Origin of the sequence: Catellatospora paridis (genome assembly GCF_009720365.1) — a bacterium.
GTDB lineage: Bacteria > Actinomycetota > Actinomycetes > Mycobacteriales > Micromonosporaceae > Catellatospora > Catellatospora paridis.
In genome coordinates this window covers 719,912-738,418 of record NZ_ML769314.1, presented here as the reverse complement: position 1 = coordinate 738,418, position 18,507 = coordinate 719,912, and the positions used below count along the sequence as shown (strand labels likewise).

Below are 18,507 nucleotides of genomic sequence, written 5' to 3'. Positions count from 1 at the left end.
AGTTCGACGTGCGCAAACCGTCCCCGGGGTGACTCGTGACACCCAGCCTGCCCTAACTCGGCGTGCCAGGAACGCGCGCCTACCATCGGTTCGTGCTTGATGTCGACACCGCGAAGGCAGCCGGGTTCGTCCCCCGGATCACCCGGCTCCTGGAGCGCCTGCCGGGCACCCGGCAGCTGCTCGACGCCGACGCGGTGACCCGCCGCCGACTGGCGCTGGCCGGCCTCGTCGGCAACATCGGCATCGTGATCACCGGCGGCGCGGTCCGGCTGACCGGCTCCGGCCTGGGCTGCCCCACCTGGCCCAAGTGCACCGAGGACTCGTACACCGCCACCCAGGCGATGGGGATCAACGGGGCCATCGAGTTCGGCAACCGGCTGCTCACCTTCGTGCTCTCCGCCATCGCCATCGCGCTGGTGGTGGCCGTGTGGCGGCACGCCCGGCTGCGCCGGCCGGCGGTCATCCTCGCGCTGGGCATCCCCGGGCAGGGCGTGGTGGGCGGCATCACCGTGCTGACCGACCTCAACCCGTACGTGGTGGGCCTGCACTTCCTGCTGTCCGCGGCGATGATCGGCGGCTCGTACCTGCTCTGGCAGCGCACGGCGACCCGCCCCGCCGCCGAACCCGGCGCCGCCCGGCTCCGCCCGCTCACCTGGGCGCTCACCGCCGCCTCGGCGGCCGTGGTGGTGATCGGTGTCGTGGTCACCGGCAGCGGCCCGCACGCCGGTGACGAGAAGGCCCACCGCACGGGACTGAACCCCGAGATGATCTCCCAGCTGCACGTGGACGCCGTCTTCCTGATGCTGGGCCTGGCCGTCGCGTGCTGGTTCGCCGCCCGCGCCGTCACCGCCGCCCCCATGGCCCGCTCCGCGACGATCCTGCTCGCGGTGCTGCTGGCCCAGGGTGCGATCGGCTTCGTGCAGTACTTCACCCACCTGCCCGCCCTGCTGGTCGGCGCACACATGGCCGGGGCGTGCGCGGTGTGGGTGGCCACCCTGGCCGTGGTCTGGTCCACCGGGTTCGACGCGCCCGAGGCTGATGGGAGCGCGTCCAGGCTGAGCAGCGACGAAACGAACCGGACATTGGTCACCGTCCGGTAACCGCCAGATTCCGATCCGGTCGTCAACCGGTCGCGCAAGGGCCTCATGGAGCGCCCGACAGAGCGATGATGACGGGGTGCCCACCTCTCTGCGCCGCGCGCCGCAGGCCCACCCCGAGGACTCCCTCCCCGGCGTGGTGACCCGGACCTTCACCACCACCGGTGGTCTCGACTACTGGGCCAGCGTCCGGCACGCCGAGAGCGCCGCGCGGGTCGCCGAGGAACTGGCCACCCTGGTGCGCACGGGCCGGGCCGGCGTCGCCCGGGAACCCCTCGCGCACGCCGTCGAACTGCTGCTGAGCACCCTCGACCACGCCGACGACGCCTCCGGCGCCCTGGACAACCTGCTCAACCGCCTGCTGGCCACGCACGCCGAGGCCTGCCGCCAGGCCCTGCCCGACCCCGTGGACCTGGCCGACTGGCTGGTCACCGTGCAGTTCGACACCGGCCGCTGGTGCCCCGTCGACATCTGGGCCTACGGTCCCGCCCTCGGCCCCGGCGGCCTCGACCACTACCGGGCCGCGGTGCGCCGCCGCTGGGCCGCCGACCCCGGCGACCTCAGCGCCCGCGACGCCGTCGAACGCCTGGCCCGCTGGGAACGGGACACCACCACCCTGATCGAGGTCATCGGCGGCGACCTCAAGCACGCCGCCCAGTACGGCCGCCTGGCCCGCGCCCTCGCCGACGTCGGCGACCCCGTGGCCGCCCGCTCCTGGGCCGAACGCGGCCTCGCCGCCCACCCCGACGACCCCCCAGGCGCCGGCCTCCACGACTTCCTCTCCCGCACCGCCCGCTGACCGGACCCGGGCCGGCGTCGGGTCAGAGGGCCCAGGTGATGGCGGTGGCCAGGCGGGTGGCGGCGGCGTCGTCGTGGAGCATGAAGACGGACGGCTCGGTGAGTTCCAGTTCGACCAGGAGCGGGTTGCCGCGCTCGTCGGGGATCAGGTCGACGCGGGCGTAGACCAGGCCGGCGGGCAGGGTGGCCACCACGGCATCGCCCACGGCGCGCTCGGCGGCGGTGGGCGTCCGGGAGGTGATCTCCTCGAGCTTGTAGAGCGTCTCCATGCCCTCGTCGGGGCCGGTGAGCATCGGGCCCTTGCGGATGGCGTGGCTGTAGGCCAGCCGGCCCGTCGCCGGGTCCGCGAAGTAGAGCAGGGCGGTCTCGCCGTAGGAGTCGACCGCGGGCAGGTAGGGCTGCACCATGGTGATCCGGCCGGCGGCCTGGAGGCGGCGTACGTGGGCGACGGCCTGCACGGCGTCGGCGGGCCCGTAGCGGCCGGTGTCGCGGCTGCCGGCGCTCACCGCGGGCTTGATGACGTACTCGCCGTCGCCCGCCGGGGGCGTCCACGTGTCGCCGGGGGCCAGGAACGTGGTCGGGGTGACCGGCAGCCCGGCCGCGGCCAGCTCGGCGAGGTAGCGCTTGTCGGTGTTCCAGGCCACCGTCTCAGCCGGGTTGACCAGCCGGGGCACCCCGGCCGCCCAGGCCAGGAACTCTTCGTGGCGCTGTGCGTAGTCCCACGGTGAGCGCAGCACGACCAGGTCGTAGGCGGACCAGTCGGCCTCGGGGTCGTCCCACACCACGGGCTCGGCATCGACGCCCAGGGCCGCCAGCGCGGGCAGCACCAGCCGGTCGTCGTCCTCCAGCAGCGGGATCTCGGCGCAGGTCACGATCGCGACCCGGGCACGGGTGCCGGACGGGCGCGGCGACGGGGCGGAACCTGCTTCAGATACCAGGGCGACCCGGGCCTGGGCCCGGGTCGCGTGGTCAAGGGATGTGCTCACAAGATCCGAATATAACGCGGGATCTGAAAGAACCTCAGCGCGCCAGGACTCGCTTGGACATGGAGCGCCAGAGGTCGTTCGTGGGGCGCATGAGCTCGATGAGCTCGCGCTCCCACTCGTTCTCCACGGTGATGCCGGCCTTCTCGCAGGCGGCTCGGGCCGCGTCGGTGCTGGGAGCCATCTGGTCGCCCCATGCCCCGTCATTGCCCACCAGCACGATGCGCGCACCGCGCCGTCCGACGTACTCGACGACTCCCTTCGCTCCCCCGTGCTCGCTCGCGAAAGCGCGCAGGACCGCCACAAGGTTGGCGGCGGGGTGGACGATGGTCGTCGTCGTATCTGAACCTTCTGCCATGCCAAGCACGATAAGCAGAACGGGTGTCCCGTGGAGGGATGGTGATGGGCTTTTGTGATTCCTGTTACGTGATCGCAACCCGGTGTACAGAGATCAGGTGTCCGGGTTCGCCCGGAAATAGCATCGTCAATGCGTCACAGAACGGACAGTTTTCAGTCAGCTGGCCGACACTCCGTGCAGAAAAAGGGTGTGTCCGGCCGAAACAGGTAAGAACCGCTCAGATGAACACGTCGACCGCGGCGGCCACGAACACGATCGTGAGGTACGCCGTGGACCAGTGGAACAACCGCATCGGCTTGACGTCCTCACCCTTGACCGTGCGGCTGTACAGGCCGTGGGCCTCCAGGATGAAGAAGCCGCCGCAGATCAGCGCGGGCAGGCCGTAAACCGACGACATGCCCAGCGGCCACACCGCCAGCGACACGGCCACCGTGAGCCAGGAGTAGACCACGGATTCGATCGCGACGCGACGCGGGGTGGCCACCACCGTCAGCATCGGGATGCCGGCCTTGGCGTAGTCGTCCTTGAAGCGGATCGCCAGCGCGTAGAAGTGCGGCATCTGCCAGAAGAAGACGACGCCGAACAGCAGCCAGGCGGCCGGGGCCAGCGAGCCGGTGACCGCGGCCCAGCCGATGAGCACCGGCATCGCCCCGCACACGCCACCCCAGAAGGTGTTGTGCGGCGTGGTGCGCTTGAGCCAGGCGGTGTAGATCACGTCGTAGTAGACGATCGCCGCCACGGTCAGCGCGGTGGCCAGCCAGTTGGTGAACGCCGCCATCAGCAGCGTCGAGGCGACCGCCAACGACAGGCCGAACACGAGCGCGGCCTTCGGCGAGATCTTGTGCGTGACCAGCGGGCGGCGCGAGGTGCGGCCCATCAGCGGGTCGATGTCGCGGTCGATGTAGCAGTTGATCGCGTTGGCCGCGCCGGCCGCGAACGAGCCGCCGACCAGCACCACCAGCATCAGCCAGATGGAGGGCAGCCCTTCGGCGGCCAGCATCATCGCCGGGATCGTCGTGATGAGCAGCAGCTCCACGATGCGCGGCTTGGTGAGCGACACGTATGCCCCCACCATCGCCCATCTGGCCTTGCGCTGCTGCAGCTGCGCGGCACGGGCCACCGCGCCCGGCTGGACCGGGATCACGGCGGTGCGGGGGGACGGGAGATCTACGGTGGCCGCCTCAGGCGACTCTGCGGCGAGCGTGCTCACCCGCAACAGGGTACGGCAACGCTGGTCAACCCCTGCGAGCGCTACGCCACACCCGGAATGGACGGGTTCACACATGCGCTGTGCGCGGTATGAGTAGGGTCAACACCGACGCCTGGCGACACCGTGGCCGCCCGGACGACGATGCTTCATACCTGCCGGAGCCCCTGGGCGTGGCGATCCTTTCCACGGCCTGGCGCGACGGAAACGAGTCGCTAGGAGTAGCACAGCTGTGACCGAGCAGTTGATCTGGTCTGACATCGACCGCCGCGCGGTGGACACCGCCCGCGTCCTGGCCATGGACGCCGTCGAGAAGGCCGGCAACGGCCACCCGGGCACCGCGATGAGCCTCGCGCCACTGGCTTATCTGCTGTTCCAGCGGGCGATGCGCCTCGACCCCAACGACCCCGACTGGACCGGCCGCGACCGCTTCGTGCTCTCCGCCGGCCACTCCTCCCTCACCCAGTACGTCCAGCTCTTCCTCGCCGGCTACGGCCTGGAGCTGTCGGACCTGCAGGCGCTGCGCCAGTGGGGCTCGCTGACCCCCGGCCACCCCGAGCACGGCCACACCCGCGGCGTGGAGACCACCACCGGCCCGCTGGGCCAGGGCCTGGGCAACGCCGTCGGCATGGCGATGGCGGCGCGCCGCGAGCGCGGCCTGTTCGACCCGGACGCCGCCCCCGGCACCAGCCCGTTCGACCACCACATCTATGTGATCTGTTCGGACGGTGACATCGAGGAGGGCGTGACCCACGAGGTCTCCTCGATCGCGGGCCACCAGAAGCTGGACAACCTCATCGTCTTCTACGACGACAACGAGATCTCGATCGAGGACAACACCCTGATCGCGAAGTCCGAGGACGTCTGCAAGCGCTACGAGGCGTACGGCTGGCACGTGGAGAAGGTCGACTGGACCGGCGGCAACACCGGTTACCACGAGGACGTGCCGGCGCTGTGGGCGGCGATCCAGCGCGCCAAGGCGGTCACCGACAAGCCCAGCTTCATCGCGCTGCGCACCATCATCGGCTGGCCCGCGCCGACCAAGCAGAACACCGGCAAGATCCACGGCTCGGCGGTCGGCCCCAACGAGGCCGCCGCGGTCAAGGAGCTGCTCGGCTTCGACCCGGCCGTGGCGTTCCCGGTCGAGGATGAGGTCATCGCGCACACCCGCGCCGTGGCCGAGCGCGGCCGCCTGCTGCACGAGCAGTGGGAGGAGGCGTTCCACGACTGGGCGAAGGCCAACCCGCAGCGGCTGGCGCTGTTCGACCGGATGAGCACCCGCACCCTGCCCGAGGGCTGGGAGCAGGCGCTGCCGTCCTTCCCGCACGACCCGAAGGGCCTGGCCACCCGCGCCGCGTCCGGCCAGGTGCTCAACGCGCTGGCGCCGGTGCTGCCGGAGCTGTGGGGCGGCTCGGCCGACCTGGCCGAGAGCAACAACACCACTATGAAGGGCGAGCCGTCGTTCGTCCCGGCCGAGTTCGCCACCAAGGAGTTCCCCGGCGACGAGTACGGCCGCACGCTGCACTTCGGCATCCGCGAGCACGGCATGGGCTCGATCATGAACGGCATCGCGCTGCACGGCGGCACCCGCGTGTACGGCGGCACGTTCCTGGTCTTCTCCGACTACATGCGCCCGCCGGTGCGCCTGGCCGCGCTGATGAAGCTGCCGGTGACGTACGTCTGGACGCACGACTCGATCGGCCTGGGCGAGGACGGCCCGACCCACCAGCCGGTGGAGCAGGTCACCGCGCTGCGGGCCATCCCCGGCCTGGACGTGGTGCGCCCCGCCGACGCCAACGAGACCGCGCACGCCTGGCGGATGGCGCTCAAGCACACCGACCGGCCCACCGCGCTGGCGCTGACCCGCCAGAACGTGCCCACGCTCGACCCGGCGAAGGTCACCGGCTTCGAGCGCGGCGGCTACATCCTGGAGGAGGCCTCCACCGGCACCCCGCAGGTGATCCTCATCGGCACCGGCTCCGAGGTCTCGGTCTGCCTGAAGGCGCAGGAACTGCTGGAGGACGAGGACGTGCCCACCCGGGTCGTGTCCATGCCCTGCCAGGAGTGGTTCCGCGCGCAGGACGCGGGGTACCGGGAGTCCGTGCTCCCCGCGAACGTGAAGGCCCGGGTCAGTGTCGAGGCCGGAATCGCCATGTCCTGGCGTGACCTGGTCGGCGACGCGGGCGAGTCGGTGAGCCTGGAGCACTACGGCGCGTCGGCCCCGGCCGCGACCCTGTTCGAGAAGTTCGGTTTCACCCCGGAGGCGGTCGCGGAGGCGGCCCGCCGCTCCCTCTCCAAGGTAGGCGAGTGACTATGACTGATGCACTGGGCGAGCTCTCCGCCGCGGGCGTGGCGGTATGGCTCGACGACATCTCCCGCGAGCGGCTCACCGAGGGCGGCTCGCACACGGCGCTGGAGAAGTTGCGTGACGAGTCCCACGTCGTCGGCGTGACCAGCAACCCGACCATCTTCGCGGGCGCGCTGGCGGGCAGCGACGACTACGACGCGCAGCTGCACGACCTGAAGGTGCGCGGCGTCTCGGTCGACGAGGCCGTGCGCATGCTCACCACGTACGACATCCGCTGGGCCTGCGACGTGATGCGCCCGGCGTTCGACGCCTCCGACGGCGTCGACGGCCGGGTGTCCATCGAGGTCGACCCGCGGCTGGCGAACCAGACCGAGCCGACCATCGCCGAGGCCAAGCAGCTGTGGTGGCTCGTCGACCGGCCCAACCTGTTCATCAAGATCCCGGCGACCCTGGCCGGCCTGCCCGCGATCACCGCGGCGCTGGCCGAGGGCATCAGCGTCAACGTGACGCTGATCTTCTCGCTGGAGCGCTACCGCGCGGTGATGGACGCCTGGCTGGCCGGCCTGGAGCAGGCCCAGGCCAACGGGCACGACATCTCGAAGATCGAGTCCGTGGCGTCCTTCTTCGTGTCGCGCTTCGACACCGAGATCGACAAGCGGCTGGAGAAGATCGGCACCCCGGACGCGCTCGCCCTGCGTGGGCAGGCCGCGGTCGCCAACGCGCGGCTGGCGTACGGCGCGCACCTGGAGGTCGTCAACGGCCAGCGCTGGGCGGCTCTCAAGGCCGCCGGGGCCAAGCCGCAGCGGCCGCTGTGGGCCTCCACCGGCACCAAGAACGCCGCCTACCCGGACACGCTCTACGTCGAGCAGCTGATCGCGCCGAACACGGTCAACACCATGCCGGAGAAGACCATGCAGGCCTTCGCCGACCACGGCAAGGTGCCCGGCGACACGATCACCGGCAACCTGCAGTCGGCCGAGATGGCCCTCGACGCGCTGCGCGAGGTCGGCGTCGACTACGACGACGTGGTGGACTTCCTGGAGCGCGACGGCGTCGCCAAGTTCGACGCCAGCTGGACCGAACTGCTCGAGGGCGTGCAGGCGAAGCTGGCAAAAGCATGAGCGATGACTTCCAGGAGATCGTCTTCGGTGGCGGGCTGACCGTGCGGGTTTCCCGCGAGGTCGCAGCCGAGGCCGAGCCCGTGCTGGCCCAACTGCTGGCCGACGGGGTGCCTGCGAAGCTGGCGGCCAAGGACCCCACGCTGTGGGGCCCGGCCGCCGAATCCGAGGCGGCCGTCCGGCTGGGCTGGGTGGACACCTTCGAGCGCAGCCGGGCGCTGCTGCCCCAGCTCGCCGAGCTGCGCGAAGAGCTGGGCGACCTGGACCACGTGGTGCTGGCCGGCATGGGCGGCTCCTCACTGGCCCCCGAGGTGATCTCCCTCACCCTGGGCAAGCGGCTCACCGTGCTGGACACCACCGACCCGGGCCAGGTCGCCGCCGCGCTGCGCGACCGGCTCGACCGCACCGTCGTGGTGGTGTCGAGCAAGTCGGGCGGCACCGTGGAGACCGACAGCCACCGCCGGGCATACCTGCAGGCGTTCCTCGACGCGGGGCTCAGCCCGGCCGAGGCCGGGCGGCACTTCGTCATCGTCACCGACCCCGGCTCGCCGCTGGAGGCGACCGCCCGCGAGATGGGCGCGTTCGTGCTGCTGGCCGATGCGGAGGTGGGCGGCCGCTACTCCGCGCTGACCGCGTTCGGCATGGTCCCGACCGCGCTGGCCGGGGTGGACGTGGCCGAGCTGCTGGACCAGGCGGAGGAGTTCGCCACCACGCTGACCGGTGACGTCGACAACCCGGCGTTCCTGCTCGGCGCGGTGCTGGGCGCGGCCGCCCGGCACGGCCGCGACAAGCTCGCGCTGGTCGACGACGGCAGCGGCATCACCGGCCTGGGCGACTGGGCGGAGCAGCTGATCGCCGAGTCCACCGGCAAGGAGGGCAAGGGCATCCTGCCGGTCGTGGTGGAGACCCCGGTCAGCGCCGGCGCCACCGGCCCCGACGTGCTCACCGCCACCATCGGCGGCGCACTGGGCGTCGGCGCGGTGCCGGGCAGCGGCGTGCTGCCGCACGTGTCGGTCAACGGCGCGCTGGGCGCACAGTTCCTGTGCTGGGAGGCGGCGACCGCGGTGGCCGGGCGGGTGCTCGGCATCGACCCGTTCGACCAGCCCAACGTCACCGAGTCCAAGCAGAACACCAACAAGATCCTGGACGAGGGCCTGCCGGCGGCGGCGCCGTCGTTCACCGAGGGCGCGATCATCGGGTACGGCGACGCGACCTCCCTGGAGGACGCGCTGCGCGCCCTGCTGGGGGCCGCGGGCGAGCACGGCTATGTCGCCGTGATGGCCTACCTGGACCGCTTCGCCGACGCCGACACCGCGAAGCTGCGCGAGCAGCTGGCCGCAGCGAGCAGCCGCCCGGTGACGTTCGGCTGGGGCCCGCGCTTCCTGCACTCGACCGGCCAGTACCACAAGGGCGGCCCGCAGCACGGGGCCTTCCTGCAGATCACCGGCGAGGTCGCCGAGGACCTGCCGGTGCCGGGCAAGCCGTACACCTTCGGTCAGCTGCAGGCGGCACAGGCCGCGGGCGACCGGCAGGCGCTGGCCGGGCGCGACCGCCCACTGCTGCACCTGCACCTGACCGACCGGGCCAAGGGCATCGCCCAGCTGCTGGACGCGGCGGGCCGCATCCAGCCGTACAAGGAGAGGTGACGTCACGTGACCGTGTCGTCCGACCCGGAGCGGGTCAATCCGCTGCGGGACCCCCAGGACCGCCGACTGCCGCGGATCCCGGAGCCATGCGCGCTCGTCATCTTCGGGGTCACCGGCGACCTCGCCCGCAAGAAGCTCATCCCCGCCGTGTACGACCTGGCCAACCGGGGCCTGCTGCCGCCCGGCTTCGTGATCGCCGGGTTCGCCCGGCGTGACTGGGGCGACGGCGACTTCGAGAACGTGGCCCGCACCGCGGCCATGGAGCACGCGCGCACCCCGTGGCGCGAGGAGGTCTGGGCCCGGCTGGCGGGCAACTTCCGCTTCGTGGGCGGCGCGTTCGACGACGACGCGGCCTTCGACCGGCTGCACGACAGCCTCAACGAGCTGCGCGACTCGCACGGCATCATGGGCAACGCGGCGTTCTACCTGTCCATCCCCCCGGCCGCCTTCCCGACCGTGCTCAAGCAGCTGGAACGCACCGGCATGGCCGACAACGCCAAGTCCGGCGGCTGGCGGCGGGTCGTGGTGGAGAAGCCCTTCGGCGAGGACCTGGAGTCGGCCAAGGCGCTCAACGACCTGGTGGACGACGTGGTCAGCGCGGAGGACGTCTTCCGCATCGACCACTACCTGGGCAAGGAGACGGTCCAGAACATCCTGGCGCTGCGCTTCGCGAACTCGCTGTTCGAGCCCATGTGGAACTCCAAGTACGTCGACTCGGTGCAGATCACCATGGCCGAGGACGTGGGCATCGGCACCCGGGCCGGCTTCTACGACGCCACCGGCGCGGCCCGCGACGTCATGCAGAACCACCTGATGCAGCTGCTGGCGCTGGTCGCCATGGAGGAGCCGACCACCTTCGACGCCTCCGAGATCCGCGCCGAGAAGCTCAAGGTGCTGCGCGCCGTCGTGCCGCCCAAGGACGTGGCCGCCGAGACCGTACGCGGGCAGTATCTGACCGGCTGGGTCGGCGGCGCGCGCGTGCCGGGCTACCTGGAGGAGTCGGACGTCCCGCCGGACTCGAACACCGAGACGTACGCGGCGGTGCGGTTGACCATCAAGAACCGGCGCTGGGCGGGGGTGCCGTTCTACATCCGCGCGGGCAAGCGCCTGCCGCGCCGGGTCACCGAGCTCGCCGTGCTCTTCAAGAAGGCGCCGCACCTGCCGTTCTACCCCGAGGACGTGGAGCTGCTGGGCAACAACCAGCTGGTCATCCGGGTCCAGCCGGACGAGGGCGTGATGCTGAAGTTCGGCTCCAAGGTGCCCGGCACCCAGATGGAGCTGCGCGACATCACCATGGACTTCGCCTACGGCGAGGCCTTCACCGAGTCCAGCCCCGAGGCGTACGAGCGGCTCATCCTCGACGTGCTGCTGGGCGACCGGACGCTGTTCCCGGACGCGGCCGAGGTCGAGGAGGGCTGGCGCATCATCGACCCGCTGGAGGACGCGTGGGAGGGCACCAAGCCCGCGACCTACCGGGCAGGCGAGTGGGGTCCGCGCGAGGCCGACGAGATGCTGGCCCGCGAGGGCCGCACCTGGCGGCGGGCATGAGCGAGCCTCGCGAGCGAATCGTGGCAGCCTCATGAGTGGTCTTTCGATCAAGCGTGGAAGTGGGACGGAATGCTAGCCCTGTGGGACACCACCGGTAGCGAGGTGGTGCGCAAGCTCGCCTCCGAGCGGCGCAACGCGGGCGGCGTCGCCAGCGGCCTCGCCCTCAACCTGGTCGTGATCGTGGACGAGGGCCGGGTGCGCCAGGTCGAGGACGCGGCCACCATCGCCGCCGCATCGCACCCCTGCCGCCTGCTCGTGGTCAGCCGCGGCCCGGTCGCGGGCGTCGACGCGGCGACCGCGAACGCCAAGAACCGGCTCGACGCCGAGATCGTCGTCGGCGGGCGGCTCGGCCCGTGCGAGGCCGTCATCATGCGCATGCACGGCCGGCTCGCCCTGCACAGCGAGTCGGTGGTCATGCCGCTGCTGGCCCCGGACGTCCCGGTGGTCACCTGGTGGCACGGCTGCCCGCCCGAGCACATCGCGTACGACCCGCTGGGCGTCGTCGCGGAGCGCCGGGTCACTGACATCGCCCAGTGCCCCGACCCCGCCGCGGCGCTGCACCAGCGGGCGGTGGACTACGCCCCCGGCGACACCGACCTGTCCTGGACCCGGCTGACCGGCTGGCGCGCGCTCATCGCGGGCGCCTTCGACACCGCGTCGGCGGGCGCGCTGTCCGCGACGGTGCACGCCGCCGCGAACGACCCGCTGGGTGCGCTGCTGCGCGGCTGGATCATGGCGCGGATGGGCGTCCCGGTGCAGCTGGCCGAGGTCACCGGGCCACTGCACGGGGTCGACTTCGCGCTGGCCGACGGCGGCTCGCTGAGCCTGCACGCCACCGGCGACGGGATGGCCCTGCTGCGCAAGAGCGGCTCGCTGGACCAGGTGATGCCGCTGGTGGAACGGCGGCTCGGCGAGGTGCTGGCGGAGGAGCTGCAGCGCCTCGACGCCGACCAGCCGTACGCGGCGGCGCTCGCGGCCGCCACGGGCATCGCGAACCTCGGCGACCGCACGTCGACCCGTACCCACATCTGGCAGGACCCGGCCTGGGAGCCGGTGGCCGCATGAGCGAGCGCAGCGAGCGAATCATGTGCACCCGGAATCATGCTGCCGACGAGGGCAGCGAGGAGAAAGCATGAGCGAGCGCAGCGAGCGAATCATGTGCACCCGGAATCATGCTGCCGACGAGCGCAGCGAGGCGAAGGCATGAGCGAGCGGTCTGTGGTCGTGCATGCGGATGCGCAGGAGCTCGCCGAGGCGGTGGCGGCGCGGCTGCTCGTGCGGCTGGTGGACGCCCAGGCCGCGCGGGGTTCGGCCGACATCGTGCTCACCGGCGGCCGGGTCGCGGCCGCCGTTTACCGGGCGGTGCTGGCCGATCCGGCCCGGGACGCCGTCGACTGGTCACGGGTGGACCTGTGGTGGGGCGACGAGCGTTTCCTGCCGGCCGGGGACCCGGACCGCAACGAGACGCAGGCGCGCGCGGCCCTGCTGGACGCGCTGCCGCTCGACCCGGCGCGGGTGCACCCGATGCCACCCTCCGACGGTCCCGACGGCTCTGATCCCGAACTGGCGGCCGCGCGTTACGCCGTGGAACTGGCGGGCACCGCGCCGGACTCGGCCGGGCTGCCGCGCTTCGACGTGCTGCTGCTCGGTGTCGGAGAGGACGGCCACGTGGCGTCGGTGTTCCCGGGGCACCCGGTGGCGGCCGAGACCCGGCCGGTCAGCGCGGTGCGCAACAGCCCGAAGCCGCCGCCGGTGCGCACCACGCTCACCCTTCCCGCGATCAACACGGCGGCGGAGGTGTGGCTGATCGCCGCCGGGCCGGACAAGGCCGAGGCGGTCGGGGCGGCCCTGTCGGGGTCGGCGGAGCTGCCCGCGGCCGCGGTGCACGGCGTCTCGCGTACCGTCTGGCTGCTCGACCGGGCCGCGGCGGCCCAGGTGCCGCAGAGCTCGTTGCGCTAGCTCCCGAAGATGCCGAAGGGCGGCTGACCGATGGTCAGCCGCCCTTTCGCGTGCTTGCTGTCAGCCGACGGTGCCGGCGGCCATCTCCAGCTTCAGCCAGAGGCCGAGGCCGACAATGCAGGCAAACCAGACGATACCCACCAGGACGGTGTAGCGGTCGAGGTTCTTCTCCGCCACCGACGACCCGGCCAGACTCGACGACACACCGCCGCCGAACATGCTGGACAGACCGCCGCCCTTGCCCCGGTGCAGCAGGACCAGCATCGTCAGCAGGGCGCTGGTGATGATCAGCAACACGATCAACGTGTAGGCGAAGCCGATCGGCATGAGCAGGTGTCCTTAGGCTCGGTGGCCGCTCGCGCGGCCTTGGGTGTCGGTCAACAATAGCGGTCCATCGTACCGGCTAGGACCCCGAGGAGGTCACATCCACCGGGATCGAGGGGTCCTTCAGACCCAGCGAAGCCAGGTCCGGCGCGCCGAACTGCGAGTGGATGAACGCCCCGGCGACGTTGGAACCGTACATCCGGATCGAGTTCGGGTAGAGCACGGGGATGGTCACTGCCATGTCCGAGAGCCGGTTGTCGATCTCGCCCCACAGCTTGTACTGCCGGTTGAGGTCGTCCTCGGCCATCGCGTCGGCGATCGCCTTGTTGATCTCCGGGTCGTTGAGGAACGAGTAGTTCGAGCCGCTCTGCTCACCGCTCGGCTTGACCAGGGCGCCGTCGAACAGCGGCGGGATGACCGCGGAGCCGTTCGCCCAGTCCGCGATCCAGCCGGCGTAGACCAGGTGGTTGCCGTGCGCGATGTCGGCGATCAGGCCGAAGTACGACTTGGCCGGCAGCCGGTTCAGCTCGACCTTGATGCCGATGCGGACGTAGGCGTCGACCATCGTCTTGACGTACCGGGCGATGGTGTCGTTGTCGGGCAGCGCCACCTTGAGCTTGTCCGGGCAGGGCTTGCCCTCGTTCTTCGCCTTGTCGATCAGCTTGAGGGCCTCGTCCTCGTCGCCGTCGCTGTCGCTGAGCGTGCGGTAGATGTCGAACTTGGCGTGCGCCGCCAGGTTCGGCGGGATCATCGACGTCGCCAGCTCGCCGATCACCGAGCCGCCCATCGCCTGGCGGTACTTGCGCTTGTTGAACGCGAACGACAGGGCCTTACGGCAGTCGAGACTCTTGATCATCTCAGTGTTGATCGCGAAGTACCGGACCGCGCCGGACGGGCCACTGGCCACGCGCTGCGACAGCTTCGGGTCGTTGATCACCTGCTGCAGGAAGTTCGGCGCCACGTTGGCCTGCATCATGATCGTGTTGCGGTCCGCGCCCTGGTCCTGGATCAGCGCATTGGTCACGGCCGGGTCGTTGGCGTCGACCACGAACACGATCTTGTCGGGGTGCGCCTTGCGGACCGAGTCCAGCGTCGGCGACCAGTGCTCGTTGCGCACCAGCGTGAAGCCGGTCGCGTCCTTCGGCCGCGGCTCGACCCGGTAGGGGCCGCTGGACAGCGGGCGGATGTCGTAGGCGTCCTTGTCGCCGTCGGCACCCTGCTTGGTCGGCGAGAAGATCGACAGAGCGACCGTGTAGTTGAAGTCGCCCGCCGGCTGCTTGAGCCGGAACTTGATGGTCTGGGTGTCCTCGCAGGTGACCGAGTCCAGTTCCTTGCCGCTGTACGGGCCCTCGTACGGGGTCGCGTTGTCGGCCAGCATCAGCTCGGCATAGGGCAGGCCCGAGTCGAAGACCTTGGCGAAGTTGCGCTCCACGCCGTATTTCAGCTGCGAGCAGACGATGGGGGAGCCGTCCTCCCACTTCACCCCCTCGCGCAGCTTGAACTCCCAGACCGTGTTCTTCTCACTCGGGCGGCCCAGGTCGGTGGCGAGGTCGGGGACCAGCTCGCTGCTGGCCGTGCCCGACTCTGCCTTGTACGTGGTCAGCGTGCGGGAGACCAGGCGGCTGATGTTCGCGTCCATCGCCGCCGCGATCTTCTGCGGGTCCAGGTGGTCCGGCAGGGCCGGCAGCACGACACGCAGCGTGCCGCCTTGCGTGATCGTGTCGTTCGCGTCGGCGGCTGAGTCACAGGCGGAGGCGACGCCGAGCAGGGTCACCACGGCAGCTGCCGCGGCAAGGCGGCGGCGCGCACGGCTCGCCCGCGTGAACGCGCGGACCGGCGACATCGAGAGGTCAGGCATGGTCGTCCTCCCGGCGGTCCCGCGCCCTCGCGCGTCCGCCAAGAATCCAGGGGTGAGTGATCCGGGGGTGGTAGCTCGCCACACTCTAGGCGGACCGACCGCGCGACCAGAAGTGGGGCGGGGAGATTCGTTATGCGGCATCAGCAGGTCGGACGCAGCGCGTTCGCATGATCACCCTGCGCACCCGAAGGCGTCGCCCCGGCGCTCCCGGCCGGACCGCGCGGAGCCCGGCCGGCGCAACGCGACAGGACCCCGGGCGGCCTGCCCGGGGTCCTGTTCGTATGCCGCGCCCGCACCGCGGGCGCACGTGTTCAGACGCCGAGGCGGCAGAGCCTGGCGAACTCGTCGGCGTCGAGGCTCGCCCCACCGACCAGCGCGCCGTCGATGTCGGGCTGCGCCATGATGGCGGCCACGTTGCCCGCCTTCACCGAGCCGCCGTAGAGCACCCGCACCGCCTGCGCGGTGGACTCGCCCTGCGTCTTGGCCAGCTGCGCGCGGATCGCCCCGATGACCTCCTGGGCGTCGTCGGGCGTGGCGGTCTTGCCGGTGCCGATCGCCCAGACCGGCTCGTACGCCACCACGACCTTCTCCACCTCGGCCGGGGTCAGCCCGGCCAGGCCGCCGTCGAGCTGGGCGAGCGTGTACTCGACGTGCTCGCCCTTCTCGCGGATGTCGAGGCCCTCGCCCACGCACAGGATCGGCGTGATGCCGTTGGCCAGCGCCGCCTTCACCTTCGCGTTGACCAGCGCGTCGGACTCGGCGTGGTACTGCCGGCGCTCCGAGTGGCCGACCGTCACGAACGAGCAGCCCAGCTTGGCCAGCATCGCGCCGGAGATCTCCCCGGTGTACGCGCCGGAGGTGTGCGCCGAGACGTCCTGCGCGCCGTACTCGATGAGCAGCCGGTCGCCGTCCACCAGCGTCTGCACGCTGCGGATGTCGGTGAACGGCGGCAGCACCGCCACCTCGACCGCCTCGAGCTGCTTCTCGTTCAGGCTGAAGGCCAGCTTCTGCACGAGCGCGATGGCCTCGAGGTGGTTGAGGTTCATCTTCCAGTTGCCGGCCATCAGGGGCCGGCGTCTGACCTCTGCCATCACGCCTCCAGGGCTTCGAGACCGGGCAAGGACTTGCCCTCCAGGTACTCCAGCGACGCGCCGCCGCCCGTGGAGATGTGGCCGAACGCGGCCTCGTCCAGGCCGAGCGCGCGCACGGCCGCGGCCGAGTCGCCGCCGCCGACCACGGTGAACCCGTCGACCTTGGTGATGGCCTCGGCCACCCCGCGGGTGCCGTTCGCGAACGGGGCCAGCTCGAACACGCCCATCGGGCCGTTCCAGAAGACCGTCTTCGCGCCGGACAGCGCCTCGGTGAACAGCGCCACCGACTGCGGGCCGATGTCCAGGCCGAGCCAGCCCGCCGGGATCGCGGTCGCGGCGACGGTGTCGGTCTGCGCGTCCGCGGCGAAGCGGTCCGCGACCACCACGTCGGTCGGCAGCACGATCCGGTCGCCGGACCGCGCCAGCAGGTCGCGGCAGGTGTCGAGCATCTCCTCCTGCAGCAGCGACGCGCCGACCTCGTGGCCCTGGGCCTTGAGGAAGGTGAAGCACATGCCGCCGCCGATGAGCAGCTTGTCGGCCTTGCCCAGCAGCGCCTCGATCACGGCGAGCTTGTCGGAGACCTTCGAGCCGCCGAGGATCACCACGTACGGCGTGGCCGGGTCCTCGGTGAGCCGCTTGAGCACCTCGACCTCGCGCAGCACCAGGCCGCCCGCGTAGTGCGGGAGCCGGGACGCGACGTCGTAGACGCTGGCGTGCTTGCGGTGCACCGCGCCGAAGGCGTCGTCGACGTACACGTCGCCGAACGCCGCCAGCTGGTCGGCGAACGCGCCGCGCACGGCGTCGTCCTTGCTGGTCTCCCCCGCGTTGAAGCGCAGGTTCTCCAGCAGCACCACGCCGCCGGGGGTCAGCGCCGCCACGGCCTCCTGCGCCGACGGGCCGACGGTGTCACCCGCGAAGGTGACCGGCGAGCCGAGCAGCTCGGCGAAGCGCGTCGCGACGGGCGCGAGCGTGTACTTGGGGTCGGGCTCGCCCTTCGGACGGCCCAGGTGCGACATGACGATCACCGAGGCGCCCGCGTCGCGCAGCGCCGTGATGGTCGGCAGCACCGCCCGGATCCGCCCGTCGTCGGCGATCGTCCCGGGGCTGTCCTTGAGGAAGGGCACGTTCAGGTCGGCGCGCACGAGCACGCGCCGACCCGAGACACCCTCGGCGAGCAGTTCGTCGAGGGATCGCATTACAGCGAAGCGCCCACGAGCTTGGTGAGGTCCACGAGGCGGTTGGAGTAGCCCCACTCGTTGTCGTACCAGCCGACGACCTTCACCTGGTTGCCGATGACCTTGGTCAGGCCGGCGTCGAAGATGCAGGAGGCCGGGTCGGTCACGATGTCCGAGGAGACGATCTCGTCCTCGGTGTACACCAGGATGCCCTTGAGCGGGCCCTCGGCGGCGGCCTTGATCGCGGCGTTGACCTCTTCGACCGACGTCTCGCGAGCGGCGGTGAAGGTCAGGTCGGTGGCCGAGCCGGTCGGGATCGGCACGCGCAGCGCGAAGCCGTCCAGCTTGCCCTTGAGCTCCGGGAGCACCAGGCCGATCGCCTTGGCGGCGCCGGTCGAGGTCGGCACGATGTTCAGGGCCGCGGCGCGGGCGCGACGCAGGTCCTTGTGCGGGCCGTCCTGCAGGTTCTGGTCCTGGGTGTACGCGTGGATCGTGGTCATCAGACCCTTTTCGATCCCGATCGTGTCGTTCAGGACCTTCGCCATGGGGGCGAGGCAGTTCGTGGTGCAGGAGGCGTTCGAGATGATCGTGTGCTTGGCGGCGTCGTACTTGTCGCCGTTCACGCCCAGCACGATCGTGATGTCCTCACCCTTGGCCGGAGCCGAGATGATGACCTTCTTCGCGCCGTTGTCGGCGTGCACCTTCGCCTTGGCGGCGTCGGTGAACAGGCCCGTCGACTCGATCACGATGTCGGCACCCAGGTCGCCCCAGGGCAGCTTGCCCGGGTCGCGCTCGGCGAACGCCTTGAACGACTTGCCGTTGACCGTGAGCTCGGTCTCGGTCGCCTTCACCTCGTAGGGCAGGCGGCCCAGGATCGTGTCGTACTTGAGCAGGTGCGCCAGGGTCGCGTTGTCGGTCAGGTCGTTCACGGCCACCAGTTCGATGTCCGCGCCGGACGCGAGCAGCGCCCGGTAGAAGTTGCGCCCGATACGGCCGAAGCCGTTGATGCCAACCCGGATGGTCACAGGTCCCATCTC

General features: G+C 71.1%; 16 protein-coding genes. 8 read left to right on the top strand and 8 right to left on the bottom strand.

Annotated elements, in window-relative coordinates; translation table 11 throughout:
• Positions 1–158: 158 nt before the first annotated feature.
• Together F9C41_RS12370 and F9C41_RS12365 are read left to right on the top strand one after the other, a co-directional pair.
• On the top strand, positions 159–1,100 hold the full coding sequence (locus tag F9C41_RS12370) for a COX15/CtaA family protein (RefSeq protein WP_230689543.1): 942 nt from the start codon (positions 159–161) through the stop codon (positions 1,098–1,100).
• Positions 1,101–1,176: 76 nt separating this feature from the next.
• Positions 1,177–1,896, top strand: coding sequence for a hypothetical protein (locus F9C41_RS12365; protein WP_155386810.1), 720 nt, complete (start codon positions 1,177–1,179; stop codon positions 1,894–1,896).
• A 22-nt stretch (positions 1,897–1,918) separates the two neighbouring features.
• Here the strand turns inward: F9C41_RS12365 and F9C41_RS12360 are convergent, their stop codons facing one another.
• The 3 genes from F9C41_RS12360 to F9C41_RS12350 form a co-directional block, all read right to left on the bottom strand.
• Positions 1,919–2,833, bottom strand: coding sequence for an ATP-grasp domain-containing protein (locus F9C41_RS12360; RefSeq protein WP_155386992.1), 915 nt, complete (start codon positions 2,831–2,833; stop codon positions 1,919–1,921).
• An 82-nt stretch (positions 2,834–2,915) separates the two neighbouring features.
• On the bottom strand, positions 2,916–3,236 hold the full coding sequence (locus F9C41_RS12355; protein WP_155386809.1) for a hypothetical protein: 321 nt from the start codon (positions 3,234–3,236) through the stop codon (positions 2,916–2,918).
• Positions 3,237–3,453: 217 nt separating this feature from the next.
• Positions 3,454–4,356: a heme o synthase gene (locus F9C41_RS12350; protein ID WP_269058913.1), complete on the bottom strand. Its 903-nt coding sequence runs from the start codon at positions 4,354–4,356 to the stop codon at positions 3,454–3,456.
• 319 nt (positions 4,357–4,675) lie between these two features.
• Here F9C41_RS12350 and tkt point away from each other — a divergent pair, with 319 nt between their 5' ends.
• The 6 genes from tkt (at position 4,676) to pgl (ending at position 13,022) form a co-directional block, all read left to right on the top strand.
• Entirely contained in the window at positions 4,676–6,754 is a 2,079-nt protein-coding gene (gene tkt / locus F9C41_RS12345; protein WP_155386808.1) for a transketolase, read from the top strand.
• A 2-nt stretch (positions 6,755–6,756) separates the two neighbouring features.
• Positions 6,757–7,872 carry a transaldolase gene (tal, locus tag F9C41_RS12340; RefSeq protein WP_155386807.1) on the top strand — a complete coding sequence of 372 codons (1,116 nt, stop codon included), beginning with the start codon at positions 6,757–6,759 and terminating at the stop codon, positions 7,870–7,872.
• Positions 7,869–9,515, top strand: coding sequence for a glucose-6-phosphate isomerase (locus tag F9C41_RS12335; RefSeq protein ID WP_155386806.1), 1,647 nt, complete (start codon positions 7,869–7,871; stop codon positions 9,513–9,515). The genes tal and F9C41_RS12335 overlap by 4 nt, the downstream gene beginning before the upstream one ends.
• 12 nt (positions 9,516–9,527) lie before the next feature.
• Complete coding sequence (gene zwf, locus F9C41_RS12330; protein WP_155386989.1) at positions 9,528–11,063, top strand: glucose-6-phosphate dehydrogenase; 1,536 nt, start codon at positions 9,528–9,530, stop codon at positions 11,061–11,063.
• Positions 11,064–11,132: 69 nt separating this feature from the next.
• A complete protein-coding gene (locus F9C41_RS12325) occupies positions 11,133–12,128 on the top strand; it encodes a glucose-6-phosphate dehydrogenase assembly protein OpcA (RefSeq protein ID WP_155386805.1) in 996 nt (331 codons plus the stop codon).
• Between the two features lie 138 nt (positions 12,129–12,266).
• Entirely contained in the window at positions 12,267–13,022 is a 756-nt protein-coding gene (gene pgl / locus F9C41_RS12320) for a 6-phosphogluconolactonase (protein ID WP_155386804.1), read from the top strand.
• A gap of 60 nt (positions 13,023–13,082) precedes the next feature.
• Here the strand turns inward: pgl and secG are convergent, their stop codons facing one another.
• From secG to gap, 5 genes are all read right to left on the bottom strand, one after another.
• Positions 13,083–13,349, bottom strand: a complete 267-nt coding sequence (gene secG / locus F9C41_RS12315) for a preprotein translocase subunit SecG (RefSeq protein WP_155386803.1) — start codon at positions 13,347–13,349, stop codon at positions 13,083–13,085.
• A gap of 76 nt (positions 13,350–13,425) precedes the next feature.
• Positions 13,426–15,204, bottom strand: a complete 1,779-nt coding sequence (locus F9C41_RS12310) for an ABC transporter substrate-binding protein (RefSeq protein WP_196279725.1) — start codon at positions 15,202–15,204, stop codon at positions 13,426–13,428.
• A 311-nt stretch (positions 15,205–15,515) separates the two neighbouring features.
• Positions 15,516–16,295 (bottom strand): triose-phosphate isomerase, encoded by a 780-nt coding sequence (tpiA, locus tag F9C41_RS12305; protein ID WP_155386801.1) that lies wholly within the window; start codon positions 16,293–16,295, stop codon positions 15,516–15,518.
• Positions 16,295–17,491, bottom strand: coding sequence for a phosphoglycerate kinase (locus F9C41_RS12300; protein WP_155386800.1), 1,197 nt, complete (start codon positions 17,489–17,491; stop codon positions 16,295–16,297). The genes tpiA and F9C41_RS12300 overlap by 1 nt, the downstream gene beginning before the upstream one ends.
• A complete protein-coding gene (gene gap / locus F9C41_RS12295; protein WP_155386799.1) occupies positions 17,491–18,495 on the bottom strand; it encodes a type I glyceraldehyde-3-phosphate dehydrogenase in 1,005 nt (334 codons plus the stop codon). Before gap ends, F9C41_RS12300 begins: the two co-directional genes overlap by 1 nt.
• Positions 18,496–18,507 lie beyond the last annotated feature (12 nt).